A 13,886-nucleotide genomic window follows, 5' to 3' on the forward strand; every position below is an offset into this window, starting at 1 on the left:
GTGTCGAGAGGTTGCAAAGTTAAACCTAATGCCGATTCCCCGGCGGACACATAAGCGGAGTAGCTCAAGTGACGGATCTACTGAATTTGGCGCTGAAGGCGCACGGCGGTCTCGATCGCTGGCAGAAGGTAAAGACGCTGGAAGCGCGGGCGTCGGTCGGCGGCGCGATCTGGCCGCTCAAGGGCTGGGAAGGGCATCTTGAAGATGCGAGCTTCACCGTCGATGCGCAGCATCAGCATGTCGAATACCGATCCGGCGCTGCCCCCGGGCAGCGCAGTATCTACGAGCCCGACCGCACGTCGATCTTGGCTGACGACGGCCAGCTTGTCGGCGAACGGACGTCGCCCCGGGCCTCCTTCGCCGATCACAAGGTGACGACGCCGTGGGACAGCCAGCACATCATCTATTTCAGCGGTTATGCGATCTGGACCTATCTCACCACGCCCTTCCTCTTCGCGCGCCCGGGGTTTGAGGTCCAGGAGATCGATCCGTGGGACGGCGAGGGCGAGGTCTGGCGCCGCCTGCGCGTCAAATTTCCGCCCGATGTCCCTAGCCATTCGGCGGAGCAGACCTTCTATTTCGGCCCGGACGGGGTGCTGCGGCGCCACGATTACAGCGTCGAGATCATGGGCGTGTTCGGAGGCACGTCGAGCGCCAACTATGCGCTCGAGCCCCGCGAATTCGATGGTCTCGTCTATCCGACCCAGCGCCGTGTCTACCGGATCGGCGAGAACAACCTGCCGCTTCGCGACAATGTGCTCGTTTCGATCGATATCCACGACGTCAAGGCTGCCTGAAGGAGCGCTTCCATGTCCAAATCCGCACTTTTTACGCCGATCAAGGTTGGCGCTGCCGACCTTAAGCATCGCATTGTCATGGCGCCGCTGACGCGCATGCGCGCGGGTCAGCCCGACAATATTCCGCGCGAACTCAACGCCGAATATTATGCCCAGCGCGCGACGCCGGGCGGTCTCCTTATCGCCGAGGCGTCGCAGGTCATGCCGTCGGGGCAAGGCTATCCCGCGACGCCCGGCATCTATTCCGCGGAGCAGATCGAGGGCTGGCGCAAGGTGACCTCCGCGGTCCATGCGAAAGGCGGCGCCATCTTCCTCCAGCTTTGGCATGTCGGCCGCATCTCGCATTCGAGTTTCCAGCCGGGAGGCACGCTCCCCGTCGCACCGTCGCCGGTTCCCGCGGCCGGCAACCATTTCAACGCGGCCTGGGGCCAGGTCCCGTTCGAGGCGCCGCGCGCTCTCGAAACCGCGGAGATCGCCGATCTCGTCCAATCCTACCGGACCGGCGCGCGCAATGCCCGCGCCGCCGGTTTCGATGGCGTCGAACTTCATGGTGCGAACGGCTATCTGATCGAGCAATTCCTGCAGTCGCACACCAATCTTCGCACCGACGAATATGGAGGATCGATCGCCAACCGGTCGCGCCTGATGCTCGAGGTGACGGCCGCGCTCATCGAGGAAGTCGGCGCCGAGCGCGTCGGCGTCCGGCTCTCGCCCTTCGGTACGACCAACAACAGCGGCGAGCAGGATCCCGTTCCGCTCTACAGCCACGCGATATCGAGCCTCGCCGAGCTTGGCCCCGCCTACCTTCACCTGATCGAGGGGCGCGCCAACCTCGCCCCCAAGCCCGACGGTTCGCCGGCCGATACGCGTTCGGCCAGCGAATTCTTCCGGCCGCTCTGGCCCGGCGTGCTGATCGCGGCGGGCGGATATGATCCCGCGCTCGCCGAAGGCGCGGTGCGCGAAGGCCATGCCGATGCCATCGCCTTTGGGCGGCCCTTCATCTCCAATCCCGACCTCGTCGACCGCATTGCTGCGGGCGCGGACCTCAACCCCTGGGATCGCTCCACTTTCTACGGCGGAGCGGAGAAGGGCTATATCGACTATCCGCGGCTTGAAGTCGCGGCCTGAGCAGATACTGGTTCCGGGCGGGGCATCCGATCCCGCCCGGACGTTTTCGATCGCGTCCGCCGGGATCGCCGCCAGATGGCGGCCGGCGGCATCACTCCGGCCGCCCCGGAAGCGCTAACGCGGCCGCGGCTAGCGCCGCGACTGGATGAAGCAGGTCGACGTCCCAGTGCCGATGATCCGTCCCTCGCGATCTTCCGCCACCGCGGTCGCGGTCGCCGTCCGTGTGCTGCGGCTGACGAGTTCGCCGATTGCGCGCACCTGTCCGCCTTCGGCCAGCAAGGGCCGCACGAACTTCACCTCGGTGCTGAGCGACACATAGGTTTCGCCGGCCTCGAGCACCGTCTGCACGGCAAAGCCCAGCACAGAATCGAGAAACGTCATCATCCAGCCGCCATGGATGATGCCCATCGGGTTGAGATGGTCGGCTCCGGGTTCGCCGCGCAGGTCGACCCGGCCTCTTTCGATTTGGCCGAGCACGAAGTTCATCGTGCGCGCCATGGGCGGCGCCGGCACATTGCCCTCTTGGATCTCGAGAAGCTGTTCGAACCCGTCCAGACCCTTGATCGTGGCGGGGTCGGCCAGCCCGTAATTGTGGTGGAGCCTCTCGATTGTTTCGAAGAGCGGCATTTTCTCTTCGGCGGGCACGGCGTCGGGCAAATGATGATCCTTCCTCGCTGTCGGTGGCGCATCCGTCCACTCGTTGGGGCTGGAATGCGCGGGGCACGGATGACGCAATGCGTGCAAACCGCCCTAAATTGGATTATCATTGCAATCTAAGCTGTCAATAATTATATGTCGATCATCATTCGGATCGCGATTTGCGTTCGAATATTATGGAGTTGCCGCATGAGAGTCAGTCGTGACGAGGCCGCGCGGAACAGGACGAAAGTCGTGGAGGCCGCGGCCGAGAAATTCAGGCAGCGAGGTTATGACGGGATCGGCGTCGTGGGTCTTATGGAAGCCGCTGGCCTGACGCATGGCGGCTTTTACAAGCAGTTTGCCGACAAGGAGGCGCTGGTCGTCGAGGCGACAGAGCAGGCTCTCGCCGAAAATCTGGGTAACTGGGGCGAGGCGATTGCAAAAGCGCCGGGCGATCCCCTCGGGACATTGCGCCAATGGTATCTGTCGAAGGAGCATATCGACCGGGTCGGCGACGGGTGCGCCTATGCGGCGCTCGCTGCCGAGGCGCCGCGCCACGGCGCGGCGTTGCAACAGGTCTTCGAGGACGCCTTCGAGGAATCGATCGCACGCCTCGTGCCGGACGATGATGGCTCGAAAGACGCCCGCGCCGAAGCGATCCGAGGCATGGCGCAGATGGTCGGGAGCCTCGTTCTGGCGCGCGCCGTGCGCCGGCGCGAACTCGCTGAGGAAATCCTGAAGAGCGGTAAAAAGACCCGCTAATTGCCGAAGGCTTCGGCCGAAATGCGCTTTTCGGTCACTGAGCCTCGGCGAGCAGCAGTGCGGCCTTCCGACCGCCCATCATGATGGCCTCTATCTCCGCGGGATCGGAAGCGGTCCGCATGAGTTGCAGGCTTCCCATCATCGACGCGAAAATGGCATAGCCGCGTTCGGTGCGTATGTCGGCAGCCCAGTCGGCAGGAAGTGTCGATGCAATCAGTTCCGTCATCTCGCGCGTTCGCCGCATAAAGCTCTCGCGTGCGGGAAGGGACTCCCGTGCGATTTCGGGGGCGAGGGCGGACGCGGCGCAGCCGAGTTCGGCCCGGTCGCGGTGGCCGATGCTGAGATAGGATCGAACCAGCGCCTCGAGACCGCGGCCGGCGGGAGCCTGTTCGACGATGTGGCGCAGATGCGCCGCCGCGCTGTCAAGAGCGTGATCGATGGCCGCAACGACGAGATCGCTGCGCGCCGGAAAATGAGTATAGAAGGCGCCATGCGTGAGGCCCGCCTCGGCCATCAGCGTCCTGACGCCCACTGCGGCGATGCCTTCCTTGCGAAGCCGCGCCGAAGCGTGCGAGACGATCTTGTCGCGCGAGGCATCCTTGTGCCCCCTGGCATAGCGAGCCACGATCTTCTCCTATATGGGTGCGGACCGCTCTACTGCGACATGCTGTGCCCGTACAGGCCATTATATGACGAGCGGACTGCAAATGCCCCGCGCCGCTCCGGGCGGGCCTCGTGTGCCGCTCTCCCCGTCTCTTCGGGAGCGATATGCCGCGAGCCAGTTCGCGGGATTCCGAATCCCGGGTTCAGGGAATGAGGCCGGCGCGCCGCTTCAGTTCGAGCCGGGACGCCTCGAGCAGCCTCATCGCGCTCTCCTCATCGTCCATTGCGCGTGCCAGCGTCATTGCGCCGACCAGTTCGGCGACAACGGAATCGGCGAGCGTCGATGGCGAGGGCCGTCCGAGTTCGGTGAGCGTCTCGATGAGGCGGCGACGGAAATTATCGATCGTGTCGCTGAGAGCCGACCGCGCGGCGGGGGGGAGGCGGCGCGCTTCTTGACTGAGCAGGGGGAGTGGGCAGGACGCTTCGATGCGATGCATCATCCGGTCGGACAGATAATCGTCGATCAGCCTGTCGAGCCCGTCGGCCCCGTCCTGCGTGTCTAGGTTGCGCCTCAACATCTCGCGGCTATCGGTGCGCATCCGCTCGAAGGCCATGGCAATGAGATCGTCGCGGTTCTCGAAATGCGCATAGAAGCCGCCATGGGTCAGCCCCGCGCGCTGCATGAGCGCGGCGACACCGATGCCGCCCGCTCCCTGCTCGCGTATGGCCCGGGCCGCCTCGTCGAGGATCCGCGTTCGCGTCAGCTCTTTCTGCCTGCAGCGTTCGACCATGATGTCCGCTCCTTCGCCTCCCGCTTACCTTCGGCGAGGCGAGCGGCCGCCACCGACAGATTCGGCGCCCGTCGGTGCGCTACGCATCCGGTCGGCGGCGCGGGGAAGGGGGCGGCCTGCTTCGCGCGCGACCGCGCGCGGCCGCGTTTGGCGCGCCGGGGCGTCGCGCGCGGCTTTGCGGCATAGCTGAAGAATCCGGTCCACGTCGAAACATCGCGTGCGTGCCATTGAACCTCTCCCGTCGCTTGCGGCGCCGTCTTGCAAAACGCAGACGCTTCTCCGGAGCCTTGCGATCTTCATCCCTTGCCGCGACAGCCTGTGCTGCGACGACTCCGCTTGAGATGACCGACGATTATATTATGAACATAATATATAGCAAGGCGCTTCGCAAATATGCCTTCCTTCTTGGCAGCATATTGACCTCGCCGCGGCGGCACGCCATATAGGAAAGATTATGATCGAAATCTAAAGAGGTCTGACCATGACTGCCGATCCCGATCCTGCGTCTTCCACGAGCTTGTGGCGGCGCGCGCTCCGCAAATTCGCGGACTTTGCCTATGCGATGGAAGTCGATGAAGCCTATTGGCTCGGCCGGCGCATCGACGGCCTCGAAGCCGAATTGCGATCGCTGTCGTCGCGTGTCGGACCGCCGCTCGCGGACAAGCCGTCCGATCGCGCGGGCTAATAGCACTTATCTTGAAGGACCTGATTATGACGCATGCGGTTATTGCGGGATATGTCCGCACGCCCTTCCATTTCGCGCGCAAGGGGAGACTGAAGGACAGCCGACCCGACGATCTCGCGGCGCTCGTCTTGCGGGCGCTCGTCGATCGCAGCGGGCTCGACCCACTGCTGATCGAGGACGTGCTCTTTGGTTGCGCTTATCCCGAAGCTGCGCAGGGCAATAATATCGGGCGGATCGCATCGTTGCTCGCCGGACTTCCGAAGGAGCTCGGCGGAGCGACGATGAATCGCTTTTGCGGATCCTCGATGTATGCCATTCACGTGGCCGCCGGCCAGATCGCGATGGGCGCCGGCGATGCCTTCATCGCGGGTGGCGTCGAAAGCATGACGATGGTGCCGCAGGGCGGCTTCAACTTCTCGCCCAATCCGCGCTTCGCCTTCGATGGGCAGCCGGGGACCGATCAGTTTTACGACGCCTATATCTCGATGGGGCAGACCGCCGAGAATGTCGCCGCACGTCATGGCATTGCCCGCGAGGATCAGGAGCAGCTCGCGGTGGACTCGCATGCGAAAGCGGCCCGCGCACAGGCCGATGGCCTGCTGGCGGGGGAAATCGTCCCGGTCGTGCTCGCCGACGGCTCGAGGGTCGAGGAGGATGGCTGCATTCGAGCGGGCACGTCGCTCGAGGTGCTCGCCGGCCTCAAACCGGCATTCGCCGAGGACGGCTCGGTAACCGCCGGGACGGCCTCGCCGCTCACCGACGGCGCCGTCGCCACTCTGGTGACGTCCGACGCGTTCGCCGCGAAGCACGGATTGCCGGTGCTGGCGCGTATCCGCGCGAGCGCGGTCGCGGGCGTCGAACCCGAATATATGGGAATGGGGCCGGTCCCGGCCACGCGCAAAGCGCTCGCGCGTGCGGGTCTTTCTGTCGATGATCTCGATGTGGTCGAAATCAACGAAGCCTTCGGCAGCCAGGCGGTCGCCTGCATCAACGAACTTCGGATACCGCGCGAGCTCGTGAATATCGATGGCGGCGCTCTCGCGCTCGGTCATCCCCTGGGGGCTACCGGCGCGCGCATCACGGGCAAGGCGGCGCAGATACTGAACCGCTCGGGCGGACGCTATGCGCTGGCGACGCAGTGCATCGGCGGCGGGCAGGGCATCGCGACGATATTGGAAGCCGTCTGACCGTTTGCCGGAAGCGATCCCCGGGTGGCGCGCTCGCGATGACCTAGCCGAAGTCGGCGACATCGGCTGGATGAAGGGCCCTGAAACGCCTGGGCTCGATCCCCCGTGCCGCCAATCCTTCCGCAAGGCGCCGCTCGGGATCCACCCGGCCCTCGTCGGTCAGCTTGAAGGTGCCCCAGTGCATGCCGAGAGCAGATTTTGCCCCGACATCGAGCATGATCCGGATCGCTTCTTCGGGGTCGCAATGCTGCGCCGCCATGAACCAGCGCGGATCATAGGCCCCGATCGGCAGGATCGCGAGATCGACCGCCCCGAAGCGCGCGCCGATATCGCGGAAGATATTGCCCGTGCCATAGCCGGTGTCGCCCGCGAAATAGACCCGCTTGCCGGCGGCTTCGAGCATGAAACCGCCCCATAAGGCCATGCGTCGGTCGCGCGGTCCGCGCGACGACCAGTGCAGCGCGGGCACGATATATGCCCTCGCGCCCGGCGCGATCTCGAAATGATCGCCCCAATCGCCCACCTCGATCCGCGCCGACGGAAGCCGGCGACGAATGATCGCATCGTTGCCCAATGGCGTGACGATGAGCGGGTCGTGCCGCGCGTGAAGGGCTTGCAGCGACGCCATGTCGAGATGGTCGTAATGATTGTGCGACAGCAATATCGCGTCGATCTGGGGCAGGGCGACGAGTTCGATGCCAGGCGAGGTCACGCGGCGCGGACCGGCAAAAGCGACGGGGCTTGCGCGGTCCGACCAGACCGGATCGGTAAGGATGTTGAGGCCAGCGATCTGGACGAGGAGCGTTGCATGGCCGACCATGGTGACACGTAGCCCGTCCACGCGCGCTTCCGGCGTCACGGGCGTGACGTCGACCGACGAGGGCCATCGGTTGTCGGGCGCACTTCTTCGCCACCGCAGGAATTCGCCGAACGATCGATCGGTCTCCGGCTCGCCCGCAGGGTTGAGGAAGCGGATTCCATCGAAATGATCAGAGACGGGGCCTTCATAATAGGGATTGCGCATCGCTATGGTCTTGCCCCGGTTGTGATGGAATTGGTCAGGCTCGATATGGTGGGCGGCAGCCTCGCGACAAGGGACGGGCTTGCGGAAGGCGGCGGGCTGCAAGATCGCGGAGAGAGCGCGCCCGCTGCCGACAAGCTTGCGCAGATATGGAGATGCTGGAGACGGTGCCTGCAGCAATTTCGTTGCGGGATAAGGATTATGTATATAATCTATCCATTCTCTTCGAACGGGAGAGGCTAGGCATGCGGCTCGCTGTGCATGCCGAATGGAAGGACAGTAATGAGCCAGACAAATGTCGCCGTGATCACGGGCGCCTCTTCGGGCATCGGTGCAGCCTATGCCGAACGGCTTGCGGCCGAAGGCTATGACCTCCTGCTCGTCGCGCGCCGCGCCGACCGGCTGCAGGACCTCGCCGGCCGCCTTGCCGACACGCATGGCGTGTCGGCCGAAACGCTGGTCGCCGATCTTGAGGATGCGTCGGATCTTGCAGCGCTCGCGGCGCGGCTCGAGACGGATCCCGTCGCGGTCCTCATTAACAATGCGGGGGCGGGCGCGCTCGGCCCCACGGCGATCAAGGGGGCCGATGCCCAGGAAAGCCTTATCCGGCTCAACATCGTCGCGCTCACCCGCCTCTCGATCGCGGCGCTGGCCGGCTTTCGCAAGACCGGCATCGGGACGCTCGTCAATATCGCGTCGGTCATCGCCTTCGCGCCTTCGGCGGCGGGCGCCACCTACAGCGGATCGAAGGCCTTTGTGCTCAACTTCACGCGTTCGCTGCAGCTCGAATATGAAAAGACCGACATCCGCATCCAGGCGGTGTTGCCCGGTCCCATCCGAACCGAATTCTTCACCGCGCAGGGGCTGGACGATTCGGTGTTTCCGGCAAGCGCCTATATCGGTCCCGACGCGCTCGTCGAGGCAGCGCTCGCGGGTCTTGCAAGCGGCGAGAAAGTGACGGTCCCGACCCTCGTCGATGCCGGGATCTGGGATGCTATCGAAAAGGAGAGGGCGCGCTTTCTTGCCGAGGTCGTCGGCGGCCGCGTCGCGGAGCGCTACACGCCCGTTGCTTGAGCCTCGGCGCGCCTGCGATATTTCCGTTCGGGCGTGACCGGCTGGATTCGCGTCAGCTTCTTGTCCCGGCGGGCTGCGTCGCCTCGATCAGCCGTCGACGGATGGCGGAGAGCTGCGGACCGAGCCCGCCATCTACCAGATGGCGATGCCAGGCGCCGTCCGCGGCAAGCCTTGTCAGTTCGAACTCGATACCACTGTCGGTGTCGGCGTGCCGGGTCAGGCGCTCGGCAATCCATGTCGCCCAGCGGGCGCGTATTGCCGGATCGGCAATCATCATCCCGGCCATCGTTGCCCAGGACCCCGCGCGCGGGTGATCGAATATCAATGTTACATAGGCGCGCGTAAACCGGCCATATGGCAGCGGATCGGCCGCGATGATATCGTCGAGCACCGCGTCGAGCTTCTCGAACTGATCGGCCAGTAAGCCCTCGACGAGCGCCTGCTTGTTCGGGAAATGGTGGAACAGGCCGCCCTTGGTCACCTTCGCGCTATCGGCAACCGTTTGTACGCTCATCGCGGCAAGACCGCGCGAGGCCGCGATTGCTGCGGCGCCATCGAGTAGCGCGCGCCGCACCGTCTCGGGCGCTTTCTTGCGCGCATGCGGATTGGGGCCGTTCAGCGGCGCTGCGCCGTCGACAAGATCGCGCGGACCGGCGCCCCGGGAACGTGTCGCCTGCCAAGCGGTCTTGGCCTGCGCAGCGCTTTGGCCTTGCGAGGCAAGCGTCACGTCGCTTCCTGATCGTCACGTCGCACGGCGGTCGCATATTGTTGGAGATAGCGCAGGACCTCGAGTTCGAGCTGTTCGGGTGCCAGCGGGTAGCGGAGAATGGTCTCGAACGCGCGCGCCCAGAAGGAGCGCCCTCCGAGCAGTTCGGCTTCTTCGCTGGACAATGCGCCGGCTATTGCCAGCTCGTCGCTATCAATCAATCTTGCTGAAATCGGGGCGCCATCCATTACCGATCCTTCCGCTGCCCAGCGTATGCAGCGATATATTATTATCATCATCCAATTTTGCAAGGGCTGGCCGATGCGCATTCGCTCAAGGTGTCCGGAGTGGGCTCTTGCCTCGGACGTCGGTTGCCTCTTGAATAGATGTTGAACATAATCTAAATGACATCATCAAGCGCGGGCAATCGCTTGCGAGGACGAACCGAAAGACGGAGCGGCCTCGGGGTGGTTCGTTTCGGGCGTAGCCAAAAGGAGAGGTTCCAATGCCCCATGTGAATGCGCCGACCCAATATGTCGAAGCGAACGGCGTTCGCTATGCTTATCGCCGTTTCGGCGCGGAGAGCGGCGTTCCGCTTGTTTTCTTCCAGCATTTTCGCGGCGGCATGGACCATTGGGATCCCGCGGTTACCGACGGGCTCGGCGCCGGCCGTCCGATCATTCTCTTCGACAACGCGGGCGTTGCCGGCTCAAGCGGCGCGACGCCGCCGAGCTTCGACGATATGGCGCAGCGCGCGGGCGATTTCCTCGACGCGCTCGATCTCGCCCAGGTCGACCTGCTCGGTTTCTCGATGGGCGGGTTCGTCGCCCAGTCGGTCGCGCTCCAATTTCCCGAGCGCGTGCGCAAGCTCGTCCTGGTCGGAACAGGACCGCGTGGCGGGGTGCCGTCGCAGGACCCCGAGATGCCGGTTCATGCGCGCTCGACCGACGAAAAGACCGGCGACAGTCCGCTCGAGGCCTTTCTCTATCTCTTCTTCTCGCCTTCGGATGCCGGGCGCAAGGCCGGCGAGCAATTCTGGGAGCGGCGGCATCGCCGCACCGAGAACAAGGACGTCCCTGCCGGGATGCAGGCAATCGGTGCGCAACTCGCCGCGATGCAAGCCTGGCTTGGCGCGCGCGACGACAGCTTCGCCGAGCTGAAGCGGATCGGCCAGCCGACGCTGGTCGTGAACGGCAGCAACGATGTGATGATCCCGACGATCAACTCGTACACGCTCGCGCAGCATATCCCGAACGCGCAGCTCATCCTCTATCCGGACTCGGGGCACGGCGCCCATTTTCAGTACCCCGATCTTTTCGTGAAGCACGCGGCGCTGTTCCTCGACGCATAAGCGTCGAGAGCGTCCGCCCTCTTTGATCAAGGAGCTCAATCCATGCCGCTTTGGAAAATCTATCACCCGGTCGATGCCTTCACCGCAGACGACAAGAAGGGCATCGCGCAGGCGCTGACCGGCATCTATGGCCGGGTCATGCCGAAATTCTACGTCGGCGTCGTGTTCCAGGAAGTGACCGAGGACAATTTCTATATCGGCGGCGAACCGCACCCGCGCTTCATTCGCATCTGGGTCGATCATATCGCGCGAACCTTCCAGTCGGACGAGATGCGGGTGAACTTCTTCACCTATGTGAACAAGCTCCTCGCGCCCTTCATCGCCGACCGCGGGTTCGACTGGGAATTGCATGTCGACGAGACGCCGTTCGATCTCTGGACGATCCAGGGCTATTTCCCGCCGCGCGAAGGCACCGAGGACGAGAAGCGCTGGATGGCGGAGAACAAGGCGTCGGCGCGCACGCACGACTGATCGCTCGATGTCGTTTCCCGGCTCCCCGGGCGCTCGGCGCCCGGGGAGCCGGGGCGGAAGGGCCGTCCCCGCGAGCGACGGCAACAGCAAGTTCAAGGTGAAGACCATGATCTATCAGACCGTGAACCCCGCAACCGGCGAGGCGCTCAAGACTTTCCCGACCCTGTCCGATGCCGAACTCGATGCGGCCGTCTCCGCCGCGCACGGCGCTTATGCCGGCTGGCGGCAGACGCCTGTCGCCGAGCGCGCCGCGATCCTCGCGCGCGCGGCCGCGAAGCTGCGCGCGGAGGCGCCGCACTATGCGAGCCTCCTCACCCTCGAAATGGGCAAGGTCGCCGGCGGCGCGCATGGCGAGGTCGCGCTCGCCGCGGCGATCCTCGATTATTATGCGCAGCACGGCGAAGCCTTCATGACGCCCGCGTCCGTTCCCGGCGCTCCCGGCGCGAAGGTGCTGACGCTGCCGCTTGGCATATTGCTCGCGGTCGAGCCCTGGAACTTTCCCTATTATCAGGTCGCCCGCGTCGTCGGCCCGCAGCTCATGGTCGGCAATGTCGTGATGCTGAAGCACGCCGAGAACGTTCCGCAATGCGCGCTCGCTTTTGCCGAGCTCCTCGAAAGCGCAGGCGCGCCACCCGGAGTCTTCACCAATATTTTCGCCTCGCACGACCAGATCGCCCGGCTCATCGACGATCCGCGCGTCGTCGGGGTCACCGTTACCGGAAGCGAGCGCGCGGGCGCGGCGGTCGCCGAACGCGCGGGCCGCAATCTCAAGAAAACGGTCATGGAACTGGGAGGCAGCGATCCCTTCATCGTGCTGCCCGACGCGCCGCTCGAGGCGGCGGTCGATGCGGCGCTGCTTGGCCGCCTGTTCAACACCGGGCAAAGCTGCATTTCGGCGAAGCGGATCATCGTCGTCGGCAAGGAGCGGGGCGCGGCCTTCCTTGAGCTCTTCACGCGCAAGGCGAGCACGCTCCAGCCCGGCGATCCCAATGAGATGACGACGCGCCTCGGGCCGCTTTCGTCCGAGCGCGCGCTCGAAGGTCTCCTGGAACAGATCGCCGCCGCGCGCGAGGGAGGAGCCAAGGTCGTGCTTGGCGGGGAACGTTACGATCGCCCCGGCTTCTATCTCCAGCCGACCGTTCTGACCGATATCGCGCCCGACAATCCCGTCTACCGCCAGGAACTGTTCGGTCCGGTCGCCTCCTTCTTCGTCGTCGAGGACGAAGAGGCGGCGATCGCTCTTGCGAACGATACGCCCTACGGGCTCGGCGCCGCCATCTTTACCGACGATATCGCGCATGGCGAGGCGCTCGCCGAAAGGATCGAAAGCGGCATGGTCTTCATCAATCAGGCCTCCTGGACGGCGCCGCATCTGCCCTTCGGCGGCGTCAAGGGATCGGGCTTCGGGCGCGAGCTTGCGGAACTCGGTTTCGGCGAGTTCGTGAACCGCAAGCTCGTCCATGCCGTCCCCTCGGGCTCACCGCCCTTTGGTCCGGTGCCGGTGAAAAAAGCGGATTGAGTTCCCCGAGTGAGCAGCGCCCCCTGAAACGGGAGAGCATCCTCTGGAGGAGGCAAGGATTGAGGCCCTTAGGAACGGCGGCAAACGACCGAAGCCGGTCTTTCGCAAAGATTTTGCGCCCATCTAAAAAGTCGAAGCTAACGAAAATTGCCCGTTTTCCGTTAGACCCGGCGTTTCTTAACGAGTTCCCTTTAGGACGCATACAGCCGAGATCGCGCGGCACTGGGAATACTAGAGCTGATATTTGATGGATCGTCGGACATTTCTTGCCTCAGTGTCAGTTCTCCCAGTGGCATTGTCATTGGGCGGGTGCGGCGACGATCAGTTTCCTGACTATCGCTACCGCATGACAGTCTATGTCAGAGACAAGCCATTTTCGAGTGTCCGGGCTGTTTTACAAGAGCGAGTGTTTTCGGTCGCCGATTCGTCGGGCCAAGCCGTCAAACGGTCGTTGAAGGGTGAAGCTGTCATCATCGAGGCCGATAGCCGCACCTATTATGCGTTGTTGGGTAAGCCCGATGAACCGGAATATGGTCAGAAGGTCGCAAATTACGCATTGCTTCCGCTAGTGCCGGAGTTCCGGCGCAATCCAGAAACCGACATGCTGGCGGTCGAGCGCGGCACGGAATCGCTCGACCGAATGGCGGCGGCGCAACGGGCCATGGTCAAGATTGCGGGGCCGGTCGATTTGCCCCGCACCCGGCCCAATCCCTTCTCGGGCCGCAACCCGCGAGAACTAGATGCCTGGCCGCTATTCGTCACGTTCGATGATCCACGCAATCCTAGGACCGTGCGGGAAGTGTCGCCTGACAATGTGGGGGTTTCCCGCATCACGATAGAAATTACGGGCGATGATCCAAGCGCCGGCATCGAGAGAAATCTACCGTGGCTCCCAAACTATAATGACAGGAATTTTAGCGGTAACCGGTTTCAGAGTTTGGATGACATTAAATCAAATGGCCTGTCGGCTAGCATCACATCCGGGCTGTTCAGCACAGGCACTGACTCACGACGTGATCGCCATTGAGCCTCGATGCCTCCTTATGAACGAAAAACCCATGAATACCGTGCGCCCATCACATGTTTCAGAGCTGTTCACATCGGACTCGGCGTGGTGCGACCCGCGTCGGACTTCGCGTGTCCGCAGATTGC

16 protein-coding genes are annotated in these 13,886 nt (G+C 63.9%); 10 read left to right on the forward strand and 6 right to left on the reverse strand.

The window, feature by feature from the left end; genetic code table 11:
- Positions 1-68 precede the first annotated feature (68 nt).
- Both VSX79_RS05460 and VSX79_RS05465 read left to right on the forward strand, forming a co-directional pair.
- Entirely contained in the window at positions 69-797 is a 729-nt protein-coding gene (locus tag VSX79_RS05460; protein ID WP_326914681.1) for a hypothetical protein, read from the forward strand.
- A gap of 12 nt (positions 798-809) precedes the next feature.
- Entirely contained in the window at positions 810-1,925 is a 1,116-nt protein-coding gene (locus tag VSX79_RS05465) for an alkene reductase (RefSeq protein ID WP_326914682.1), read from the forward strand.
- A 129-nt stretch (positions 1,926-2,054) separates the two neighbouring features.
- Here VSX79_RS05465 and VSX79_RS05470 read toward each other — a convergent pair whose 3' ends face one another.
- On the reverse strand, positions 2,055-2,582 hold the full coding sequence (locus VSX79_RS05470) for a PaaI family thioesterase (protein WP_326914683.1): 528 nt from the start codon (positions 2,580-2,582) through the stop codon (positions 2,055-2,057).
- A gap of 189 nt (positions 2,583-2,771) precedes the next feature.
- Between VSX79_RS05470 and VSX79_RS05475 the strand changes: the two genes are divergently transcribed.
- On the forward strand, positions 2,772-3,326 hold the full coding sequence (locus VSX79_RS05475; protein WP_326914684.1) for a TetR/AcrR family transcriptional regulator: 555 nt from the start codon (positions 2,772-2,774) through the stop codon (positions 3,324-3,326).
- A 34-nt stretch (positions 3,327-3,360) separates the two neighbouring features.
- Here VSX79_RS05475 and VSX79_RS05480 read toward each other — a convergent pair whose 3' ends face one another.
- Together VSX79_RS05480 and VSX79_RS05485 are read right to left on the reverse strand one after the other, a co-directional pair.
- Positions 3,361-3,951: a TetR/AcrR family transcriptional regulator gene (locus VSX79_RS05480; protein WP_326914685.1), complete on the reverse strand. Its 591-nt coding sequence runs from the start codon at positions 3,949-3,951 to the stop codon at positions 3,361-3,363.
- A 181-nt stretch (positions 3,952-4,132) separates the two neighbouring features.
- Positions 4,133-4,720, reverse strand: coding sequence for a TetR/AcrR family transcriptional regulator (locus VSX79_RS05485; RefSeq protein ID WP_326914686.1), 588 nt, complete (start codon positions 4,718-4,720; stop codon positions 4,133-4,135).
- A 481-nt stretch (positions 4,721-5,201) separates the two neighbouring features.
- On the opposite strand from VSX79_RS05485, the gene VSX79_RS05490 reads away from it, so the two are divergent.
- Both VSX79_RS05490 and VSX79_RS05495 read left to right on the forward strand, forming a co-directional pair.
- Entirely contained in the window at positions 5,202-5,405 is a 204-nt protein-coding gene (locus VSX79_RS05490; RefSeq protein ID WP_326914687.1) for a hypothetical protein, read from the forward strand.
- A gap of 26 nt (positions 5,406-5,431) precedes the next feature.
- Positions 5,432-6,592: a thiolase family protein gene (locus tag VSX79_RS05495; RefSeq protein ID WP_326914688.1), complete on the forward strand. Its 1,161-nt coding sequence runs from the start codon at positions 5,432-5,434 to the stop codon at positions 6,590-6,592.
- Between the two features lie 43 nt (positions 6,593-6,635).
- On the opposite strand, the gene VSX79_RS05500 is transcribed toward VSX79_RS05495, so the two are convergent.
- Positions 6,636-7,616, reverse strand: a complete 981-nt coding sequence (locus tag VSX79_RS05500; protein WP_326914689.1) for an MBL fold metallo-hydrolase — start codon at positions 7,614-7,616, stop codon at positions 6,636-6,638.
- A 279-nt stretch (positions 7,617-7,895) separates the two neighbouring features.
- On the opposite strand from VSX79_RS05500, the gene VSX79_RS05505 reads away from it, so the two are divergent.
- Positions 7,896-8,687, forward strand: coding sequence for an SDR family NAD(P)-dependent oxidoreductase (locus VSX79_RS05505; protein WP_326914690.1), 792 nt, complete (start codon positions 7,896-7,898; stop codon positions 8,685-8,687).
- 52 nt (positions 8,688-8,739) lie between these two features.
- Here VSX79_RS05505 and VSX79_RS05510 read toward each other — a convergent pair whose 3' ends face one another.
- Both VSX79_RS05510 and VSX79_RS05515 read right to left on the reverse strand, forming a co-directional pair.
- Positions 8,740-9,414, reverse strand: a complete 675-nt coding sequence (locus VSX79_RS05510; RefSeq protein WP_326914691.1) for a TetR/AcrR family transcriptional regulator — start codon at positions 9,412-9,414, stop codon at positions 8,740-8,742.
- Positions 9,411-9,641 (reverse strand): hypothetical protein, encoded by a 231-nt coding sequence (locus tag VSX79_RS05515; RefSeq protein WP_326914692.1) that lies wholly within the window; start codon positions 9,639-9,641, stop codon positions 9,411-9,413. Before VSX79_RS05515 ends, VSX79_RS05510 begins: the two co-directional genes overlap by 4 nt.
- A 257-nt stretch (positions 9,642-9,898) precedes the next feature.
- On the opposite strand from VSX79_RS05515, the gene VSX79_RS05520 reads away from it, so the two are divergent.
- From VSX79_RS05520 to VSX79_RS05535, 4 genes are all read left to right on the forward strand, one after another.
- Positions 9,899-10,744 carry an alpha/beta fold hydrolase gene (locus VSX79_RS05520; protein WP_326914693.1) on the forward strand — a complete coding sequence of 282 codons (846 nt, stop codon included), beginning with the start codon at positions 9,899-9,901 and terminating at the stop codon, positions 10,742-10,744.
- A gap of 42 nt (positions 10,745-10,786) precedes the next feature.
- Complete coding sequence (locus VSX79_RS05525; RefSeq protein WP_326914694.1) at positions 10,787-11,215, forward strand: tautomerase family protein; 429 nt, start codon at positions 10,787-10,789, stop codon at positions 11,213-11,215.
- A gap of 106 nt (positions 11,216-11,321) precedes the next feature.
- Positions 11,322-12,734, forward strand: coding sequence for an NAD-dependent succinate-semialdehyde dehydrogenase (locus VSX79_RS05530; RefSeq protein WP_326914695.1), 1,413 nt, complete (start codon positions 11,322-11,324; stop codon positions 12,732-12,734).
- A gap of 346 nt (positions 12,735-13,080) precedes the next feature.
- Positions 13,081-13,761, forward strand: coding sequence for a hypothetical protein (locus VSX79_RS05535; RefSeq protein ID WP_326914696.1), 681 nt, complete (start codon positions 13,081-13,083; stop codon positions 13,759-13,761).
- Positions 13,762-13,886: the final 125 nt, after the last annotated feature.

The organism is Sphingopyxis chilensis (assembly GCF_035930445.1).
Taxonomy (GTDB): domain Bacteria; phylum Pseudomonadota; class Alphaproteobacteria; order Sphingomonadales; family Sphingomonadaceae; genus Sphingopyxis; species Sphingopyxis chilensis.